Genomic DNA, 14620 nt, shown 5'->3' with positions numbered 1-14620 from the left:
CCGCCGGCCGGCTTAGGCGTCCAGCTTGGTCAGCGGCGCGTACCGCAGGAGCAGGCGCTTCTCCCCAACATCGAACTTCACCTTGGCTACGGTCTTGTCTCCCGCCCCTTCAAGCGCCAGGACGGTTCCGTTGCCGAAGCTGGTGTGGTTGACTTTGTCCCCCACGCTGACGGCGATGATTTCCTTCTGCGGCTGCACCCGGTTCTTGGCGATGAACGCCGGAACGTCGGCGTTGAACCCGGCGGAGGAGTCCGCTGCCGCGCCGCGGGAGGTGCCGGCGCCCCAGAAGGAGCCGCTGTAACGGCCCGACCCAATGGACCCGCCGCCCCAGCCCCCGGCCTGCCTGCTGGTTCCTTCCCGTTTCCATTCCAGGAGCTCGGCCGGGATTTCCTCCAGGAACTGGCTGGCGGGGTTGTACTGGCTCTGGCCCCACATGCTGCGCACCTCGGACCGGGTCACGTACAGCCGCTTGCGGGCACGGGTGAGCCCCACATAGGCCAGGCGCCGTTCCTCCGCCAGTTCCTTGGGATCGGTGGCGGAGCGCTGGTGCGGGAAGAGTCCATGCTCCATGCCAGTAAGGAAGACCACGGGGAATTCCAGGCCCTTGGCCGTGTGCAGGGTCATGAGGGTCACCACACCCAGGCGTTTGGCTTCGGCCACAGCGGCGTCAATGTCCGCGCCGGGAGCATCCGGGATCTGGTCGGCATCGGCCACCAGGGATACCTGTTCCAGGAACGCGCCGAGGCTGCCCTCCGGGTTCTCCTGCTCGTACTCGCGCACCACGGCCACGAGTTCGGCCAGGTTCTCCACGCGGGATTCGTCCTGCGGGTCTGTGCTGGAGCGCAGTGCGGCAAGGTAGCCCGTCTGTTCCAGGACGGCCTCCAGCGCGGCGGCAGCTCCGGAGCCGGCGGCGACCTCGGCGAGGTCGTCCAGCATTTTCACGAAGCCCAGGACGGCGTTAACGGACCGGGTGGCCATGCCGGGCGCTTGGTCGGCGCGGCGGGCGGCTTCCATGAACGACGTCCGCTCGCGCTGGGCCAGGGCTGCGACGGCGCCTTCAGCACGGTCGCCGATGCCGCGTTTGGGCTCGTTGAGCACCCGGCGGAGGTTGACGTCGTCATCCGGGTTCACCAGGACGCGCAGGTACGCCAGGGCGTCCTTGATTTCCTTCCGCTCGTAGAAGCGGGTGCCGCCCACCACCTTGTATGGCAGGCCCACGCGCACCAGGACGTCTTCGATGGAGCGTGACTGGGCGTTGGTCCGGTAGAAGATGGCGACATCGCCCGGGCGCAGGTTTTCCTCGTCCTGGAGCCGGTCGATCTCCTTGGCGATGAACTGGGCTTCGTCATGTTCGTTTTCGCCGACGTAACCGATGATCTTGTGGCCTTCGCCCTCGGCGGTCCACAACCGTTTTTCCGGACGGTTGGGGTTCCGCGAGATGACCGAGTTGGCGGCGCTCAGGATGTTTTGGGTGGAGCGGTAGTTCTGCTCCAGCTTGATGGTGCGGGCTTCCGGGTAGTCCTTTTCGAACTCCACGATGTTCCGGATGTCCGCTCCGCGGAAGGCGTAGATGGACTGGTCCGAGTCACCCACCACGGTGAGCTCCGATGCACCCAGGCCCTCCCCCACGATTTCCCGCACCAGGGCGTACTGGGCGTGGTTGGTGTCCTGGTATTCGTCCACCAGCACGTGGCGGAACCGGCGGCGATAGGACTCGGCGAGCGCGGGGAAGGCGCGGAACATGTAGACGGTCTCGGCGATGAGGTCGTCGAAGTCCATGGCGTTGGCCTGCCGGAGACGCTGGGTGTAGCCCTTGTAGACGTCCGCCACCGCGTGTTCAAAGGGGTCGTTGTAATTGGCCGCCGAGGCAAAGGAATCGGCGTCAATGAGTTCGTTCTTCAACGCCGAGATCTTGTGCTGGATGGCCTTGGGGGCAAACTTCTTGGGGTCCAGGTCCAGGGCCTTTGACACCTGTGTGACCAGCCGCAGGGAATCGGCGGAGTCGTAGATGGAGAAGTTGGATTTCAGGCCGACGTTGGCCGCTTCCTGCCGCAGGATCCGCACGCAGGACGAGTGGAACGTGGAGATCCACATGATCTTGGCGCGCCCGCCCACCAGGGCCTCGATGCGCTCCCGCATTTCCGCGGCCGCCTTGTTGGTGAAGGTGATGGCCAGGATTTCGCCGTGGTGCGCGCGGCCGGTGGCGATCAGGTACGCGATCCTGTTGCTGAGCACACGGGTCTTGCCGGACCCGGCACCGGCGACGATCAGCAGCGCCGACCCGGCATGCTTGACCGCCTCTTCCTGCTGCGGGTTCAGTCCCTCCAGCAGCTGGGCAGCGTCCGGGCGGCGGCTGTGCTGCCGGCCGTCGTCGTGCCCGCCGCCGTGGTTCCAGGCGCCACTGTTCCGGGCTCCGTTGTCTTGCTGCAGGCCGCCGTGGCTGCCCGGCATTCCGCCGGGCCCGGCCGTGGTGGCCACGCCCTCCGGCCCCGTCCTGGTGCGGGCGGCGGCGGCAGGAGCGGCCTTGAACGGTCCGTCAGAGTACGGGTCAAACAACATATCCATGGTGCATACAAGTCTAGGCGGTGGGACCGACAACGCCTTCCAGCCTGTGGATTACTCTGCCTGCACCGGCAACCGCCTCATGTCACCGAGCCTGACTGGAGCGCCGCACGCAACTGCTGCACCGCCGTCGTACCTCCTGCCAGGAACCACTCCAGGCCGTTCACGCGGACGGTGTCCACGGCACCGCCGGCGGCAAGGACAATAGCCTTGCCCGGCAGCCAGTCCCATTCCGGGCAGCTGTGCTGGAACCAGCATCCCAGCTGCCCGTCCGCAACACGGCCCAGGTCGCAGGACCCGGAGCCCAGCATGCGGAGGGACGCCGCTGAGGTGGCGGCGGCGTGCCAGGGCATGGCGCACATCGGGTCCATCAGCCAGGTGGGGTGGATGTAGGTGGCCGCCCCAAGTTCGGCGACGCTGATGGCGTTGCGTTGGCCGCCGTCGTCACTGAAAACGGTGAGGAGGTCACCGTTCAGCGTCGCGGGCCGGTCGCGGCCGCCCAGCCACAGCTTGTCCTCCTCGGGCTGGAAGATGGCGCCGAGCACTGCGTCTTCACGGTCCTTGAGGGCGATGGCGGAGCACCAGTACGTGGAGCCGTGCAGGAAGTTGTAGGTGCCGTCCACGGGGTCGATCACCCAGGTGCGGCCGCTGGTTCCCTGGACGGAGGCGCCTTCCTCCCCCAGGATGCCGTCCTCCGGCCGGCAGCGCTGCAGCTGCTCCAGCACGTAGGCCTCGGCGGCGTGGTCCGCCGCGGTCACAACGTCCGAGACGGAGGTCTTTTGTTCCGACTGCAGGCCGGCCATGCGCATGAGGAGCGCCAGCTGCCCGGCTTCACGCACCAGCGCCGCCGCCAGTTCATAGTCGTCCAGTGAGGGGTCAAGAACAGCTGCGCTGTGTCGGCCAGTGGTCATGGCTTCAGTTTATGGGGCGGGATAATGGTGCCATGGCCAAAACCCCTGCCCAGCGGATCAAGAAGCACGGCGCCAAAGCGGTTGTACCGCAGCACCAACTGCCACCGGTGGTCAACCCCACCACCAACCGGACGCCTGAGAAGGCGCAGGGCAACAGCAACCTGATCGTCGTCGCGGGCGTCGTGGCCAGCCTGTTCCTTTTCTGGTACCTGCACCTGCTGACCCTGGACCAGCTCACGCAACTCACCAAGGGCCTGGCCATGCCGGACTCGCTGGTTGGAGGGTTTGATCCCGGCTATGTAGGGCGGCTGCAGGACGTCATGAACAGCGACGCCCTGGGCCAGCTGAATTACGTCCACAAGACCGCTGGAACCCTCTTCCCGCTGATCTTCGGGTTCACCTGGCTGCTGCTCATTGGGACCAATGTGGCGCGGAAGGCGCTGCGCTGGGCACTCTGGGGCGTGCCCATGCTGTTCGTGGTGGTCCGGTTGTGGGGGAACGTTGCCATTGACGCCATGATGGCTTCGGAAGGTCCCGACGCCGGCCAGGTTGCCCTGGCGTCCGGCCTCACCGTTGCCGGCTGGGTGCTTTTGGTGTTGAGCCTGATGGCCGGGGCCGCAGCGGTGTTCCTGAACAGGCGGACGCGGAACCAGGCCTAAGCGGCAGTTACCCGGGCAGCAGCAGCCCGCCGTTCCTTCCGGTGCCGGTGTACCCGCTGGGCGATGACCAGCCCCGAGGCGGCCATGCCGACGGTCACGGGATATCCCATCAGCCGTTCCAGTGTGCCGGGCTCCGGAACCATCATGTGCGTCAGGCCGCCGGTCGCCACCGCCGCCAGTGACACCGCGCCGCAGGCCAGGATGAACCATGCCATCCCGGTTTTGCGGAGCCAGAGCAGGCCGAGCACCAGCAGGGCAGCGCCGCCGGCCAGGAAGTACGTGACCGCGCCCCAGTAGTGCCATGGGGAGCCAACGTCTTCGGGCACCAGGCCCACCACCTCCGTTCCGGCGCCCGCGGCTCCAGTGAGCAGCCGGACCGCGGCGGCCGCGAGCCACGGTTCCTTCCGGCCCCAGTTGATCCGGATACCCGGCCGGGCGGCCACGCGCAGCAGCCCCGACGTCAGCAGCAACGCCCCCCCAGCATCCCGAGCCCCTGGACCACGAACGAGGCATTCATCAGCCAGTTCAAGGGGGAGCAGACGTCCCGGCCGGAGAAAGTCCCGCAGTGGAGGGCGCCCAGGTCGCTGATGTACCCGGTGCGCAAGTCGTAGGGACGGGGTCCGGCCCATGCCATGGCCACTGCGGCCTCCGCCGCGAAGTACTGCAGCACGCTCAGGATGGCCCAGGCCCCGATGTACTGGCGGGTGGACGCAACATTCGGTATGAAGGCGGCGGGAGCGGCAGTGGGGGCTGGACTCATGCCTTGAGCGTAGTACGGCTCCGCACCTTGTATGCTTGTAACCGTGTCCGGACGGACCGGCCCCGCCGAACCACCGGATGCCCGCCCTCGTAGCTCAGTGGATAGAGCACGGCTCTCCTAAAGCCGGTGTCGTTGGTTCGATTCCAATCGAGGGCACTTGAACTCCCGTTCCCCGGAGCCCAGCCTCCGCGCCTACCTGCTGGGCAGCCAGCCGGCCAGCGCCGCCAGTCCCGCTGGGCGGCCGGGCCGGTGGCGGGTGGAGCGGAACCTGCTGGACAGGTCCGACGGCACCCGCGGAACCTTTTCCGGCGTCGTCCTTTTCACGCCCACGGACGACGGCGGCCTGGCCCTTCGCGAGGAAGGAACCATGCGCTGGCCTGCTTTCACCGGCCCCGCCTCGCGGGAGTACGTCCTGAAACCCGCGCCGCGGTCCGATGCGCTGGACGTGTTTTTTCCCGACGGCAGGCCGTTCCACCGGATGAGCTTCACCCCGGACGCCAGCCTGGACACCCACTGGTGCGATCCGGATACCTACCGCGTGTCCTACACCCGCCAAGGCCCGGACCAGTTCAGCTTCAGCTGGGATGTCACCGGCCCCCGCAAGGACCTGCTGCTGGTATCGCACCTGGTCCGGGACACAGAGGCACAGGCCCCAGAGGCATGGAGCACTGAGGCGTGAAGGACCGGATTGTGGTCTCCGCCGTCTGCGTGTTCGATGACGCCGGCCGGCTGCTGACCGTACGGAAACGCGGAACCGGCATGTTCATGCATCCGGGCGGCAAGCCCGAACCGGGCGAGACGGCCGTTGAGGCCGCAGCCCGCGAGCTCGCCGAAGAGGTGGGGATCATGGTGCGGCCGCAGGAGCTTGAACTGATGGGCATCTGGATCGCGGACGCCGCGAACGAGGCCGCCACCGACATCGAAGCCACCGTGTTCGTGGCCCCGGGCACATGGAAGGCCAGTCCTGCGGCCGAAATCGCCGAGATCCGCTGGCTGGACATCCGCGAAACGGCCGGCAGCGCAGCCCTCCCCCGGGACCTTGCCCCGCTGCTGACGGACCACATCCTGCCCCTGCTGGCGGCCCGTGCCGTGCCGGGAGCGGCACAGGCTCCGCCGCCGCGCCGCTAGAACTCGGGCACGGCCTCCTGCGCCACGGCGGTGGCCTCCGCGAACTGCGTCCGGTACAGCTCGGCGTAGCGTCCGCCGGCCGCCAGGAGCTCAGTGTGGGTTCCGCGTTCCACGATCCGGCCGCCCTCCACTACCAGGATGGCGTCCGCCGCGCGGACGGTGGACAGCCGGTGGGCAATCACGACGGCGGTCCGCCCCGCGAGTGCCGCACCCAGGGCCGCCTGCACGGCGGCTTCGTTCGTGGAATCCAGCGCGGCGGTGGCCTCGTCAAGGATGACGACGCGGGGCTGGGCGATGAGGAGCCGGGCGATGGTCAGCCGCTGCCGTTCGCCGCCGGAAAGCCGGTAGCCGCGCTCCCCCACCACGGTTTCCAGCCCGTCGGGCAGGGACCTGATCATCGTCTCCAGCCGGGCCTGGCGCAGGACGTCCCACATGTCTTCTTCGGTTGCATCGGGCTTGGCCAGCCGGAGGTTGGACGCGATGGTTTCGTGGAACAGGTGGCCGTCCTGGGTCACCATGCCCAGGGTGTCGCGCAGTGAATCAAAGGTGGCATCGCGGACGTCCAGGCCCGTCCCAGGGGTGGTGCCGCCGAGCCGCACGGCGCCCGAGTCGACGTCGTACAGCCGTGACAGCAGCTGGGCGATGGTGGACTTGCCGGCGCCGGAGGATCCCACCAGGGCAACCGTCTGCCCGGGCTCCACCCGGAAACTGAGGCCGTGCAGCACTTCCTCGCCGCCGCGGGTGTCCAGGGTGGACACTTCCTCCAGCGAGGCCAGGGAGACCTTGTCCGCGGAGGGGTAGGCGAAGCGGACGTCGTCGAACTCAACGGACACCGGACCGGCCGGTACGGGCACTGCGTCCGGCTTCTGCTGGATCAGCGGCTGCAGGTCCAGGATCTCAAAGACGCGTTCAAAGCTGACCAGCGCGCTCATGACTTCCACACGGGCGTTGGACAGCGCTGTGAGCGGAGCGTAGAGCCTGGTCAGCAGCAGTGCCAGGACCACCACGTCCCCGGGAGCAAGCTGACCGTCCAGGGCGAGCCAGCCACCCAGGCCGTAGACCAGCGCCAGTGCGAGCGCGGACACCAGCGTCAGGGCGGTCACGAACGTGAACTGCAGCATCGCCATGCGGACGCCGATGTCGCGGACCCGTCCGGCGCGGGCAGCGAATTCGCGGGATTCCTCGTCCGGCCGGCCGAAGAGCTTGACCAGGGTGGCACCCGGGGCAGAGAACCGCTCCGTCATCTGGGTACCCATGGCGGCGTTGTGCGCGGCCGCTTCCCGGCGCAGGTCAGCCAGCTTGGAGCCCATGCGGCGGGCGGGAATCAGGAAAATCGGCAGCAGGACCATGGCGAGCACCGTCACCAGCCAGGACGTATTCAGCATCACGGCCAGCGTCAGGGCCAGCGCCACGGAGTTGCTCACCACCCCGGAGAGGGTTCCGGCGAAGGCGGACTGCGCCCCAATGACGTCATTGTTGAGGCGGCTGACCAGCGCGCCCGTGCGGGTCCGGGTGAAGAAGGCGATGGGCATGCGCTGGACGTGGTCGAACACCCGCGTCCGCAGGTCCACGATAACGCCTTCGCCGATGGTCGAGGACAGCCAGCGGGTCAGGAGTCCCACCCCGGCCTCCCCGACGGCCACAATAGCGATCAGCACAGCCAGCCAGATCACCGTGCCCACACCTGCCTTGGCGATGATGGCATCAACCACCTGCCCCGCAAGCACCGGCGTGGCGACGGCCAGGAAGGCCGCGACAATGGAGGACAGCACGAAGGCGATGAGCTTGCCCCTGTGCGGGGCGGCGAAGGCCAGCACCCGCTTCAGGGTCTCCTTGGAAAACGGCTTGGAAGCGCTCTTTGCGGTGCTGATGTTGTAGAGCGAACTCCAGGCCACTCGGTCCATGCTCATGGTTACTTCTCCTGGCTTGCAGTGTGGTGGAGCTCCCGGACCGTGCCGTTTTCCAGGTGCCACCGGTAGTCGAGTCGAACGTTTTCCAGCAGCCGGCGGTCGTGCGTGACCAGCAGCAGCGCGCCGTCGTAGCTTTCAAGGGCCTCTTCCAGCTGCTCAATGGCCGGCAGGTCGAGGTGGTTGGTGGGTTCGTCCAGCACCAGCAGGTTCACGCCGCGTGCCTGGAGCAGCGCCAGGGCCGCCCGCGTCCGCTCCCCCGGCGACAGGGAATCCACCGTCCGGGAAGTATGGTCCGCCTTAAGGCCAAACTTTGCCAGGAGGGTGCGGACATCGGCGCTGTTCCAATCCGCCAGCACCGCTTCGACCGCGTCGCCCAACGGCAGGGCACCGTCGAGCAGCCCGCGGGCCTGGTCTATCTCGCCGACGGCCACGTTGGCACCCATGGAGGCATCGCCGTCGTCCGGTGCCTGGGTGCCCAGCAGCAGCCGCAGCAGGGTGGACTTGCCGGCGCCGTTCGGGCCCGTGATGCCCACGCGTTCGCCGCCGTTGAGCTGGAGGCTGACCGGTCCCAACGTGAAGTCGCCCTGGCGTGCCACGGCGTTGCGCAGGGTGGCGACGACGGCGCTGGAGCGCGGTGCCTGGCCGATGCTGAACTGGAGTTGCCATTCCTTCCGGGGCTCCTCCACGACGTCCAGCCGGGCGATCCGGGACTCCATCTGCCGGACCTTCTGCGCCTGCTTTTCCGAGGACTCGGTGCTGGCCGCGCGCCGGATTTTGTCATTGTCGGGGTTCTTCTTCATGGCGTTCCGTACACCCTGTGAGCTCCACTCACGCTGGGTCCGTGCGCGGGACACCAGGTCCGCCTTGGTGGCGGCGAAATCCTCGTACTTTTCGCGTGCGTGCCGCCGCGCCACGGCGCGTTCCTCGAGGAAGGCGTCGTAGCCGCCGTCGTAAACGGCCACACTGTTCTGCGCCAGGTCCAGCTCCACCACGCGGGTCACGCAGCGGGCCAAGAACTCGCGGTCATGGCTGACCAGCACCACACCGCCGCGCAGCCCCTTCACAAAGCCTTCCAGAGTGGCCAGGCCCGCAAGGTCAAGATCGTTGGTGGGCTCGTCCAGCAACACCACGTCGAAGCGGCTCAGCAGGAGGGCAGCCAGGGCCACCCGGGCGGCCTGGCCGCCGGAAAGTCCCGTCATCAGCGCTTCGGCGCCGGCGTCCAGCCCCAGGTCTGCAAGCACGGCCGGGATGCGGTCATCCAGGTCGGCGGCGCCGGAGGCCATCCACCGGTCGAAGGCACGGGCGTAGGCATCGTCAGCTCCCGGTGCGCCGGAACCCAGCGCTTCCGCCGTGGACTCCATCTCCAGGGTTGCTTCCGTGCAGCCGGTCCGGCGGGCAATGTAGGCCGCCACTGTTTCGCCGGCAACCCGCTCGTGCTCCTGCGGCAGCCAGCCAACGAAGGCGTCGGACGGGGCAAGGCTCACCGTGCCCTGCTGCGGCTGGTCGACGCCGGAGAGGAGGCGCAACAGCGTTGATTTCCCGGCGCCGTTGGCTCCCACGACGCCCACCACGTCGCCGGGGGCCACCGTCAGCGAGAGCCCGGAAAAGAGCACACGGTGGCCATGGCCACCCGAGATGTCTTTGGCAACAAGGGTTGCAGTCATCGATTCGTCCTTTCGCCGCTGCCCGGACAGCCGTCGGCGGCCGGCAGATGCGGCGTAAACCGGGCCGCGGCGCCGCTGGGGCTGCAGGACATAGAAGAACCCGCTGGTCCGGACTTGGGGGGTGTACGGACCAGCGGGCTCGACCATCAACTATAGACGAACTGGAACCATGGGCAAAATCGTCCGTCACGGCGCGGCCCCGGCGGCACGGTAAAATCATCCGCACCACCCGTTCTGCAGAGAGCCCTCCATGACCCTTTCCGCCAAGGCGTTCCAGCGCTGGCTGCAAGGCATCGCGCCCGATGCCAGCACGGCAGACGTCTGCAGGGTCTCCGGGATCAAGCGGACCACGCTGGCGCAGCAGCTGGTCCGGGGCAAGGTTTCCGTGAGCACAGTGGTCAGCATCAGCCGCGCATACAAGATCAACCCCGTCGCCGCGCTGGCCGGGTTTGACGCCTACACCGCCTTGGCGGGCCCGCAGCGCCCACCCACCAGGAGCGAGCTGGTCAGCCAGGTTTCCACTCCGGACCTTCTCCGGGCGCTGCTGGCCCGTCCCGCCATGGATGCAGCTTTGGGAGCGGCCGCTGCGCCCCTCAGCCGTGCCCCGCATGCCACCTCGGTGAAGAACTGGGTGGATGCCATAGACGACGGCGAGGTGCGGCACCGCGTTTCCGCCTCCACAGGAGTGGCGCCGCAGAACTATTCCGCCCAGTTGACCGCCAACCGGCTGTCCCCCGAGCTCGCCGTCGCCACTGCGCTGGCAGCTGGAGTGGGGCCGGCAGGCGGGCTGGTGGCCACCGGAATCATTACGGAGGAGGAGGCCGGTTGGCCTCCCGGTGCCCGGCAGGCGGCGCTGGACAGCCTCTCGGATGGAGAACTTACAGCCCTTGCTGGAGACCGGCTTCAGGCGATGGGCAAAGTGCTGCGCCGCCAGGAGCAGGACCAAGCGCAGACAGAAAAAATTTGGGAGAACCTGGGATGATCGAGACACTGCAGTGGACCACACTGGCGATATGCGCCCTTATGGCGGCGGCCCGCATCCCCAGCACCCTCCGGGGCGAGAACCGCTCCCTCTTCGGCATTTTCGCCTTGATGACCCTGGCCATCCTGCTGAGCATCCAGGAGCCCTACATCGTCATCGACCAGGCGTTGGGCGGGATCAACCTGGCCAACCTGCTGCTGCGCTTCGTCATCTTTGGCGCCATCTACTTCATGGGCATCCGCATCTCCAGAGGCTTCGGTGCAGAGAGCGCACACCGCCTCATTACGGGACGGGCCGGAATGCTGGTCCTTCTGGCTGTCTCCGTGGTCCTGGTTGGCGTCTTCTTCATGATGGACACCGCAGGTTCATCTGCGGGACTAAAGGCCATCTCCGACAAGGACGGCCGGAACTTCGCGCTTGTTGAGTTCTACGGTGCGGCAGGCAGGGCCTACCCGGCGTATGTGGGGCTGGCCTTGGTGCCGGCAATGGTCCGTGCGGTGCAGAACCGGCTGCCAGCCCTGGTGCGGGCAGCCTCCGCATTGCTAGCCCTGGGCGGAGTCGCCGTGGCCCTCACCCTGCTCTTCCCGGTGGTGCCGCCGTCCATGGACGCCCTGGAGTTCATCATCAACTACACGGCGGTACTCTGCTACGTCGTTGGACTGGCACTGATCTGGGCAGCCAGGGTGGTCAACGCGCGTACCGTGCGCAGGCGCAGGACATCTACCGAAATGTAACCTTCAGCCACTTTCACAAAATCATTAGAATATGAAACAATCATGAATGTGTGAAGGCGGGGCCGCCCGAGCGTTTTCGAACGGGGATAAATTCAAGGCGCTGGCCGCCCCGGGGGCCTTTGCACACATTGGGGGGATGAGTGGTGGCGGATCGTTGGGGACCGCCCCCACTCAGCCTATTTAAGGCACTTAAACTGCCGTCGCGCACTCGCTATTTCCGCGTAAACCTCATCGTCACCAGCTGGAACGGCCGGAGCGTGAGCTGGGCACCATTGTCCACGGGAACAATTCCGGGCGCGTCGGTGGGACGCTCCAGGAGATCCGTCGGCACCGCGCCCTTCATTGGGAAGTTGGCTGTGAGGGTTCCGGCGGACCGTTCGCCCAGCGACTCATAAAGCCGGACCACCACATCGCCCGATCCGTCCTGGGCGAGCTTCACGGCTTCAATGACAAGGGCGGGGTTGTTGACGGAGAAGAGCGGCTCCACCGCGGAGCCACCCCTGGCCAGCCGCGGCGCCAGGTTGGTTCGGTACCCTTCCTGGACGGCGGCGGCAATGTCAGCACCCGGCCGGATGGTGACTGTCAGCTCGTGGTGGCCGCGGTCGGCGTCGGGGTCGGGGAACTTCGGAGCGCGCAGCAGGGACAGGCGCACGGTAGTGGTGGTCCCGCCGTCGGATTCCCTGATGCTCCTGCCCACGTCATGGCCGTACGTGGATGCGTTTGCCACCGCCACGCCGTACCCGGGTTCACCTACGTGGATCCACCGGTGGGCACAGATTTCGAACTTCGCAGCTTCCCATGAGGTGTTGGTGTGGGTGGGCCGGAAGACGTGGCCGAACTGGGTCTCGGCGGCCGACCGGTCTGCCCGCACGTCGAGGGCAAAGCCAAGCTTCAGCAGCTTTTCGCGCTCCTGCCAGTCCACCGAGGTGGTGATTTCCAGTGAAGGGCTTCCGGTGGCCAGCGTGATGCGCTGGGTCAGCGGGGAGTTGCCGGCCAGCCGTTCCACCACCACCGCGGCACTGCCGCCTTCACTGGCCAGCCGGACTGACTCCGCGTGGACCAGCGGTGTGACGTTGCGCCGGTAGAACTCGTCAATGTCCCAGGCGTCCCACTCGTTGGGGGTGTCGCGGTGAATCTCCAGCAGGTTGCCGCGCTGGCCGGGAGCAATGGCCTCGCGGCCACTGGCATGGTCGCGCAGGGAGGCGAGGAGTCCGTCGGCGTCCACCACGGCCCGGATAACTCCGTTGTCCAGGATGTAGCCGCCGTTGTGGGCTGTGGCCTGCACCGGGTTCGGGGCCGCCAAGGCCTCTCCTGCAGCCAGCGCGCTTACCCCATCTCGGCCATGCGGCGCCGCGTTGAGGAGGAACTGCCGGTCACCCGGCCCCAGCATGGCGGCAGCAGCCCGGCTGATGATTGCTTCGAGCGCGGTTTCGATGGCCTGGTAGTTCCGCTCGGCGTCCTGGTGGACCCAGGCGATGGCGCTGCCGGGAAGGATGTCGTGGAACTGCTGCAGCAGCACCAGTTGCCAGAGGCGCTTAAGCTCTGCCTCCGGGTAGTTGAAAGCGCCCCCCGCACGGACCGCAGCCGTGGCGCACCACAGCTCCGCTTCCCGCAGCAGGTGCTCGCTGCGCCGGTTGCCTTTCTTGGTCCTGGCCTGGCTGGTGTAGGTGCCCCGGTGCAGTTCCAGGTACATCTCACCCACCCAAACGGGCAGGGCCGGGTAGTCTTCCTCGGCCTGCCGGAAGAAACTCTCCGCTGAGCCGATCCTGACTTTGGGTGATCCCTCAAGGTCCGCAGTCCGGGCGGCCGCCGCAAGCATTTCGCGGGTGGGTCCGCCTCCGCCGTCGCCATAACCGAACGGCACCAGTGACACGCTTCCGCGGCCGTGGTCCCGGTAGTTGCGCTCGGCGTGGGCCAGGTCCCTGCCGCTCAGGTCCGAGTTGTAGGTGTCCACCGGGGGAAAATGGGTGAACAGCCGGGTGCCATCGATCCCTTCCCAGTTGAAGGTGTGGTGCGGCATCCTGTTTGTCTGGTTCCAGGAGATCTTCTGGGTGAGGAACCACCGGCTGCCCGCGGCTTTCACGATCTGCGGCAGGGCGGCGCTGTATCCGAAGGAGTCCGGCAGCCAGGCCTCCCTGCATTCAATGCCGAATTCCGCCAGGAAAAAGCCCTTGCCCTCCAGGAACTGACGCGCCATGGCTTCGCCGCCGGGCATGTTGGTATCGGATTCCACCCACATGCCGCCGACGGGGACGAACTGGCCCGCCCGCACCTTTTCCCGGATCCTGCTGAACAGCTCCGGATACAACTCCTTGATCCATGCCAGCTGCTGTGCTGAGGAGCAGGAGAAGACGAAATTGGGGTCTTCATCCATCAGTGCCACGACGTTGGAGAACGTCCGGGCGCACTTGCGGATGGTCTCGCGGACCGGCCAGAGCCAGGCCGAGTCAATGTGCGCATGTCCCGTGGCAACCAGTTGGTGCGCGGACGCGTACGCGGGCCGGGCCAGGACTTCGGCGAGAGCATCCCTGCCTGCCGCAGCGGTGCCGGCAACGTCGTCCGGGTCCATCACATCCATCATGCGTTCAAGGGCACGGAGGATCTCATGGCGTCGGGGAAGCTCCAGCGGGAGTTGTTCCATCAGGCCTGCCAGCGTCCACACGTCCTGCTGCAGTTCCCAGACACACTGGTTGAGCTCAGCGATGGCGATGTTCCCCAGCCGGTACTGCGGCGCTCCCCCGGCCGTCGCCTTGTCCCCCAGCGGGGTGGCGGCGAAGGTCCAGCCCTGCGCCATGTCCGGGTTCGCTGCCGCCTCCACGTAGAAGTCCACTGCCATGCCTCCGCCCAGCAGCTTCAGCGGAATGTACTGGTTACGGGGTGAGATGGCCTTGATGATGGTCCCGTCCGGCCGCCAGGCAATGCCCTCACACTGGAACCCGGGCGCTTCGGTGGTGAACCCAAGATCCACCACCACCTCAACGGTGGTGTCCGGGCCGCCGCCCCAGGATTCCGGCACCTCCCCTTGCAGCCGCAGCCAGGTGGTGCCCCAGGGCCGGCCCCACGCGGCGCCGTGCTCCTGCGGCTGGAACTCCTGCCGCATTGCTTCGAGCGCGGGGACCGGTTCGCCGGGAGCTTCCCAGCTGCTCAGGGCAAGGGGAACTGTCCGACTGTAGACGGCAGGGGCAATGCGCTCGCGCACAAACCTGGCCAGGCGGACTTCCGTGATCCTGCGGTCGTCATGCAATATGAATCCTCTTTAGGCTCGTGGCTGGATCATCGCGTCCATTCGATGGACAAATCTACCCGCTGG

The 14620-nt window shown here is 67.1% G+C and carries 10 protein-coding genes, 1 tRNA gene and 1 pseudogene; 6 read left to right on the top strand and 6 right to left on the bottom strand.

Annotated features, from left to right (window positions below; all coding sequences use genetic code 11):
- Positions 1 to 12 precede the first annotated feature (12 nt).
- Together pcrA and FBY33_RS09225 are read right to left on the bottom strand one after the other, a co-directional pair.
- The gene (pcrA, locus tag FBY33_RS09230) at positions 13 to 2559 is read right to left on the bottom strand and encodes a DNA helicase PcrA (protein WP_442858349.1); all 2547 of its coding nucleotides are present in this window, start codon (positions 2557 to 2559) and stop codon (positions 13 to 15) included.
- 83 nt (positions 2560 to 2642) lie between these two features.
- On the bottom strand, positions 2643 to 3473 hold the full coding sequence (locus tag FBY33_RS09225; protein ID WP_142030305.1) for an inositol monophosphatase family protein: 831 nt from the start codon (positions 3471 to 3473) through the stop codon (positions 2643 to 2645).
- 32 nt (positions 3474 to 3505) lie between these two features.
- Here FBY33_RS09225 and FBY33_RS09220 point away from each other — a divergent pair, with 32 nt between their 5' ends.
- The gene (locus tag FBY33_RS09220; protein WP_142030304.1) at positions 3506 to 4132 is read left to right on the top strand and encodes a hypothetical protein; all 627 of its coding nucleotides are present in this window, start codon (positions 3506 to 3508) and stop codon (positions 4130 to 4132) included.
- Here the strand turns inward: FBY33_RS09220 and FBY33_RS09215 are convergent.
- A pseudogene (locus tag FBY33_RS09215) lies at positions 4129 to 4892 on the bottom strand (DUF998 domain-containing protein). The gene FBY33_RS09220 and the pseudogene FBY33_RS09215 sit on opposite strands and share 4 nt — an antisense overlap.
- Positions 4893 to 4975: 83 nt before the next feature.
- Here FBY33_RS09215 and FBY33_RS09210 point away from each other — a divergent pair.
- From FBY33_RS09210 to FBY33_RS09200, 3 genes are all read left to right on the top strand, one after another.
- Positions 4976 to 5048 (top strand) — tRNA-Arg (locus tag FBY33_RS09210).
- Between the two features lies 1 nt (position 5049).
- Complete coding sequence (locus tag FBY33_RS09205) at positions 5050 to 5571, top strand: DUF6314 family protein (RefSeq protein ID WP_200831343.1); 522 nt, start codon at positions 5050 to 5052, stop codon at positions 5569 to 5571.
- On the top strand, positions 5568 to 6020 hold the full coding sequence (locus FBY33_RS09200; protein WP_142030303.1) for an NUDIX hydrolase: 453 nt from the start codon (positions 5568 to 5570) through the stop codon (positions 6018 to 6020). Before FBY33_RS09205 ends, FBY33_RS09200 begins: the two co-directional genes overlap by 4 nt.
- On the opposite strand, the gene FBY33_RS09195 is transcribed toward FBY33_RS09200, so the two are convergent.
- Both FBY33_RS09195 and FBY33_RS09190 read right to left on the bottom strand, forming a co-directional pair.
- Positions 6017 to 7930 carry an ABC transporter ATP-binding protein gene (locus FBY33_RS09195; protein WP_142030302.1) on the bottom strand — a complete coding sequence of 638 codons (1914 nt, stop codon included), beginning with the start codon at positions 7928 to 7930 and terminating at the stop codon, positions 6017 to 6019. The genes FBY33_RS09200 and FBY33_RS09195 overlap by 4 nt on opposite strands.
- Before the next feature lie 2 nt (positions 7931 to 7932).
- Positions 7933 to 9594, bottom strand: a complete 1662-nt coding sequence (locus FBY33_RS09190) for an ABC-F family ATP-binding cassette domain-containing protein (RefSeq protein WP_142030301.1) — start codon at positions 9592 to 9594, stop codon at positions 7933 to 7935.
- 250 nt (positions 9595 to 9844) lie between these two features.
- On the opposite strand from FBY33_RS09190, the gene FBY33_RS09185 reads away from it, so the two are divergent.
- Both FBY33_RS09185 and FBY33_RS09180 read left to right on the top strand, forming a co-directional pair.
- Positions 9845 to 10576, top strand: a complete 732-nt coding sequence (locus FBY33_RS09185) for a hypothetical protein (RefSeq protein WP_142030300.1) — start codon at positions 9845 to 9847, stop codon at positions 10574 to 10576.
- The gene (locus FBY33_RS09180; protein ID WP_142030299.1) at positions 10573 to 11310 is read left to right on the top strand and encodes a hypothetical protein; all 738 of its coding nucleotides are present in this window, start codon (positions 10573 to 10575) and stop codon (positions 11308 to 11310) included. The genes FBY33_RS09185 and FBY33_RS09180 overlap by 4 nt, the downstream gene beginning before the upstream one ends.
- A 211-nt stretch (positions 11311 to 11521) precedes the next feature.
- Here the strand turns inward: FBY33_RS09180 and FBY33_RS09175 are convergent, their stop codons facing one another.
- On the bottom strand, positions 11522 to 14554 hold the full coding sequence (locus FBY33_RS09175) for an alpha-mannosidase (protein WP_142030298.1): 3033 nt from the start codon (positions 14552 to 14554) through the stop codon (positions 11522 to 11524).
- Positions 14555 to 14620 lie beyond the last annotated feature (66 nt).

The organism is Arthrobacter sp. SLBN-112, from assembly GCF_006715225.1.
Classification (GTDB): Bacteria; Actinomycetota; Actinomycetes; order Actinomycetales; family Micrococcaceae; genus Arthrobacter.
This window is presented reverse-complemented; position numbering and strand designations above follow the sequence as displayed.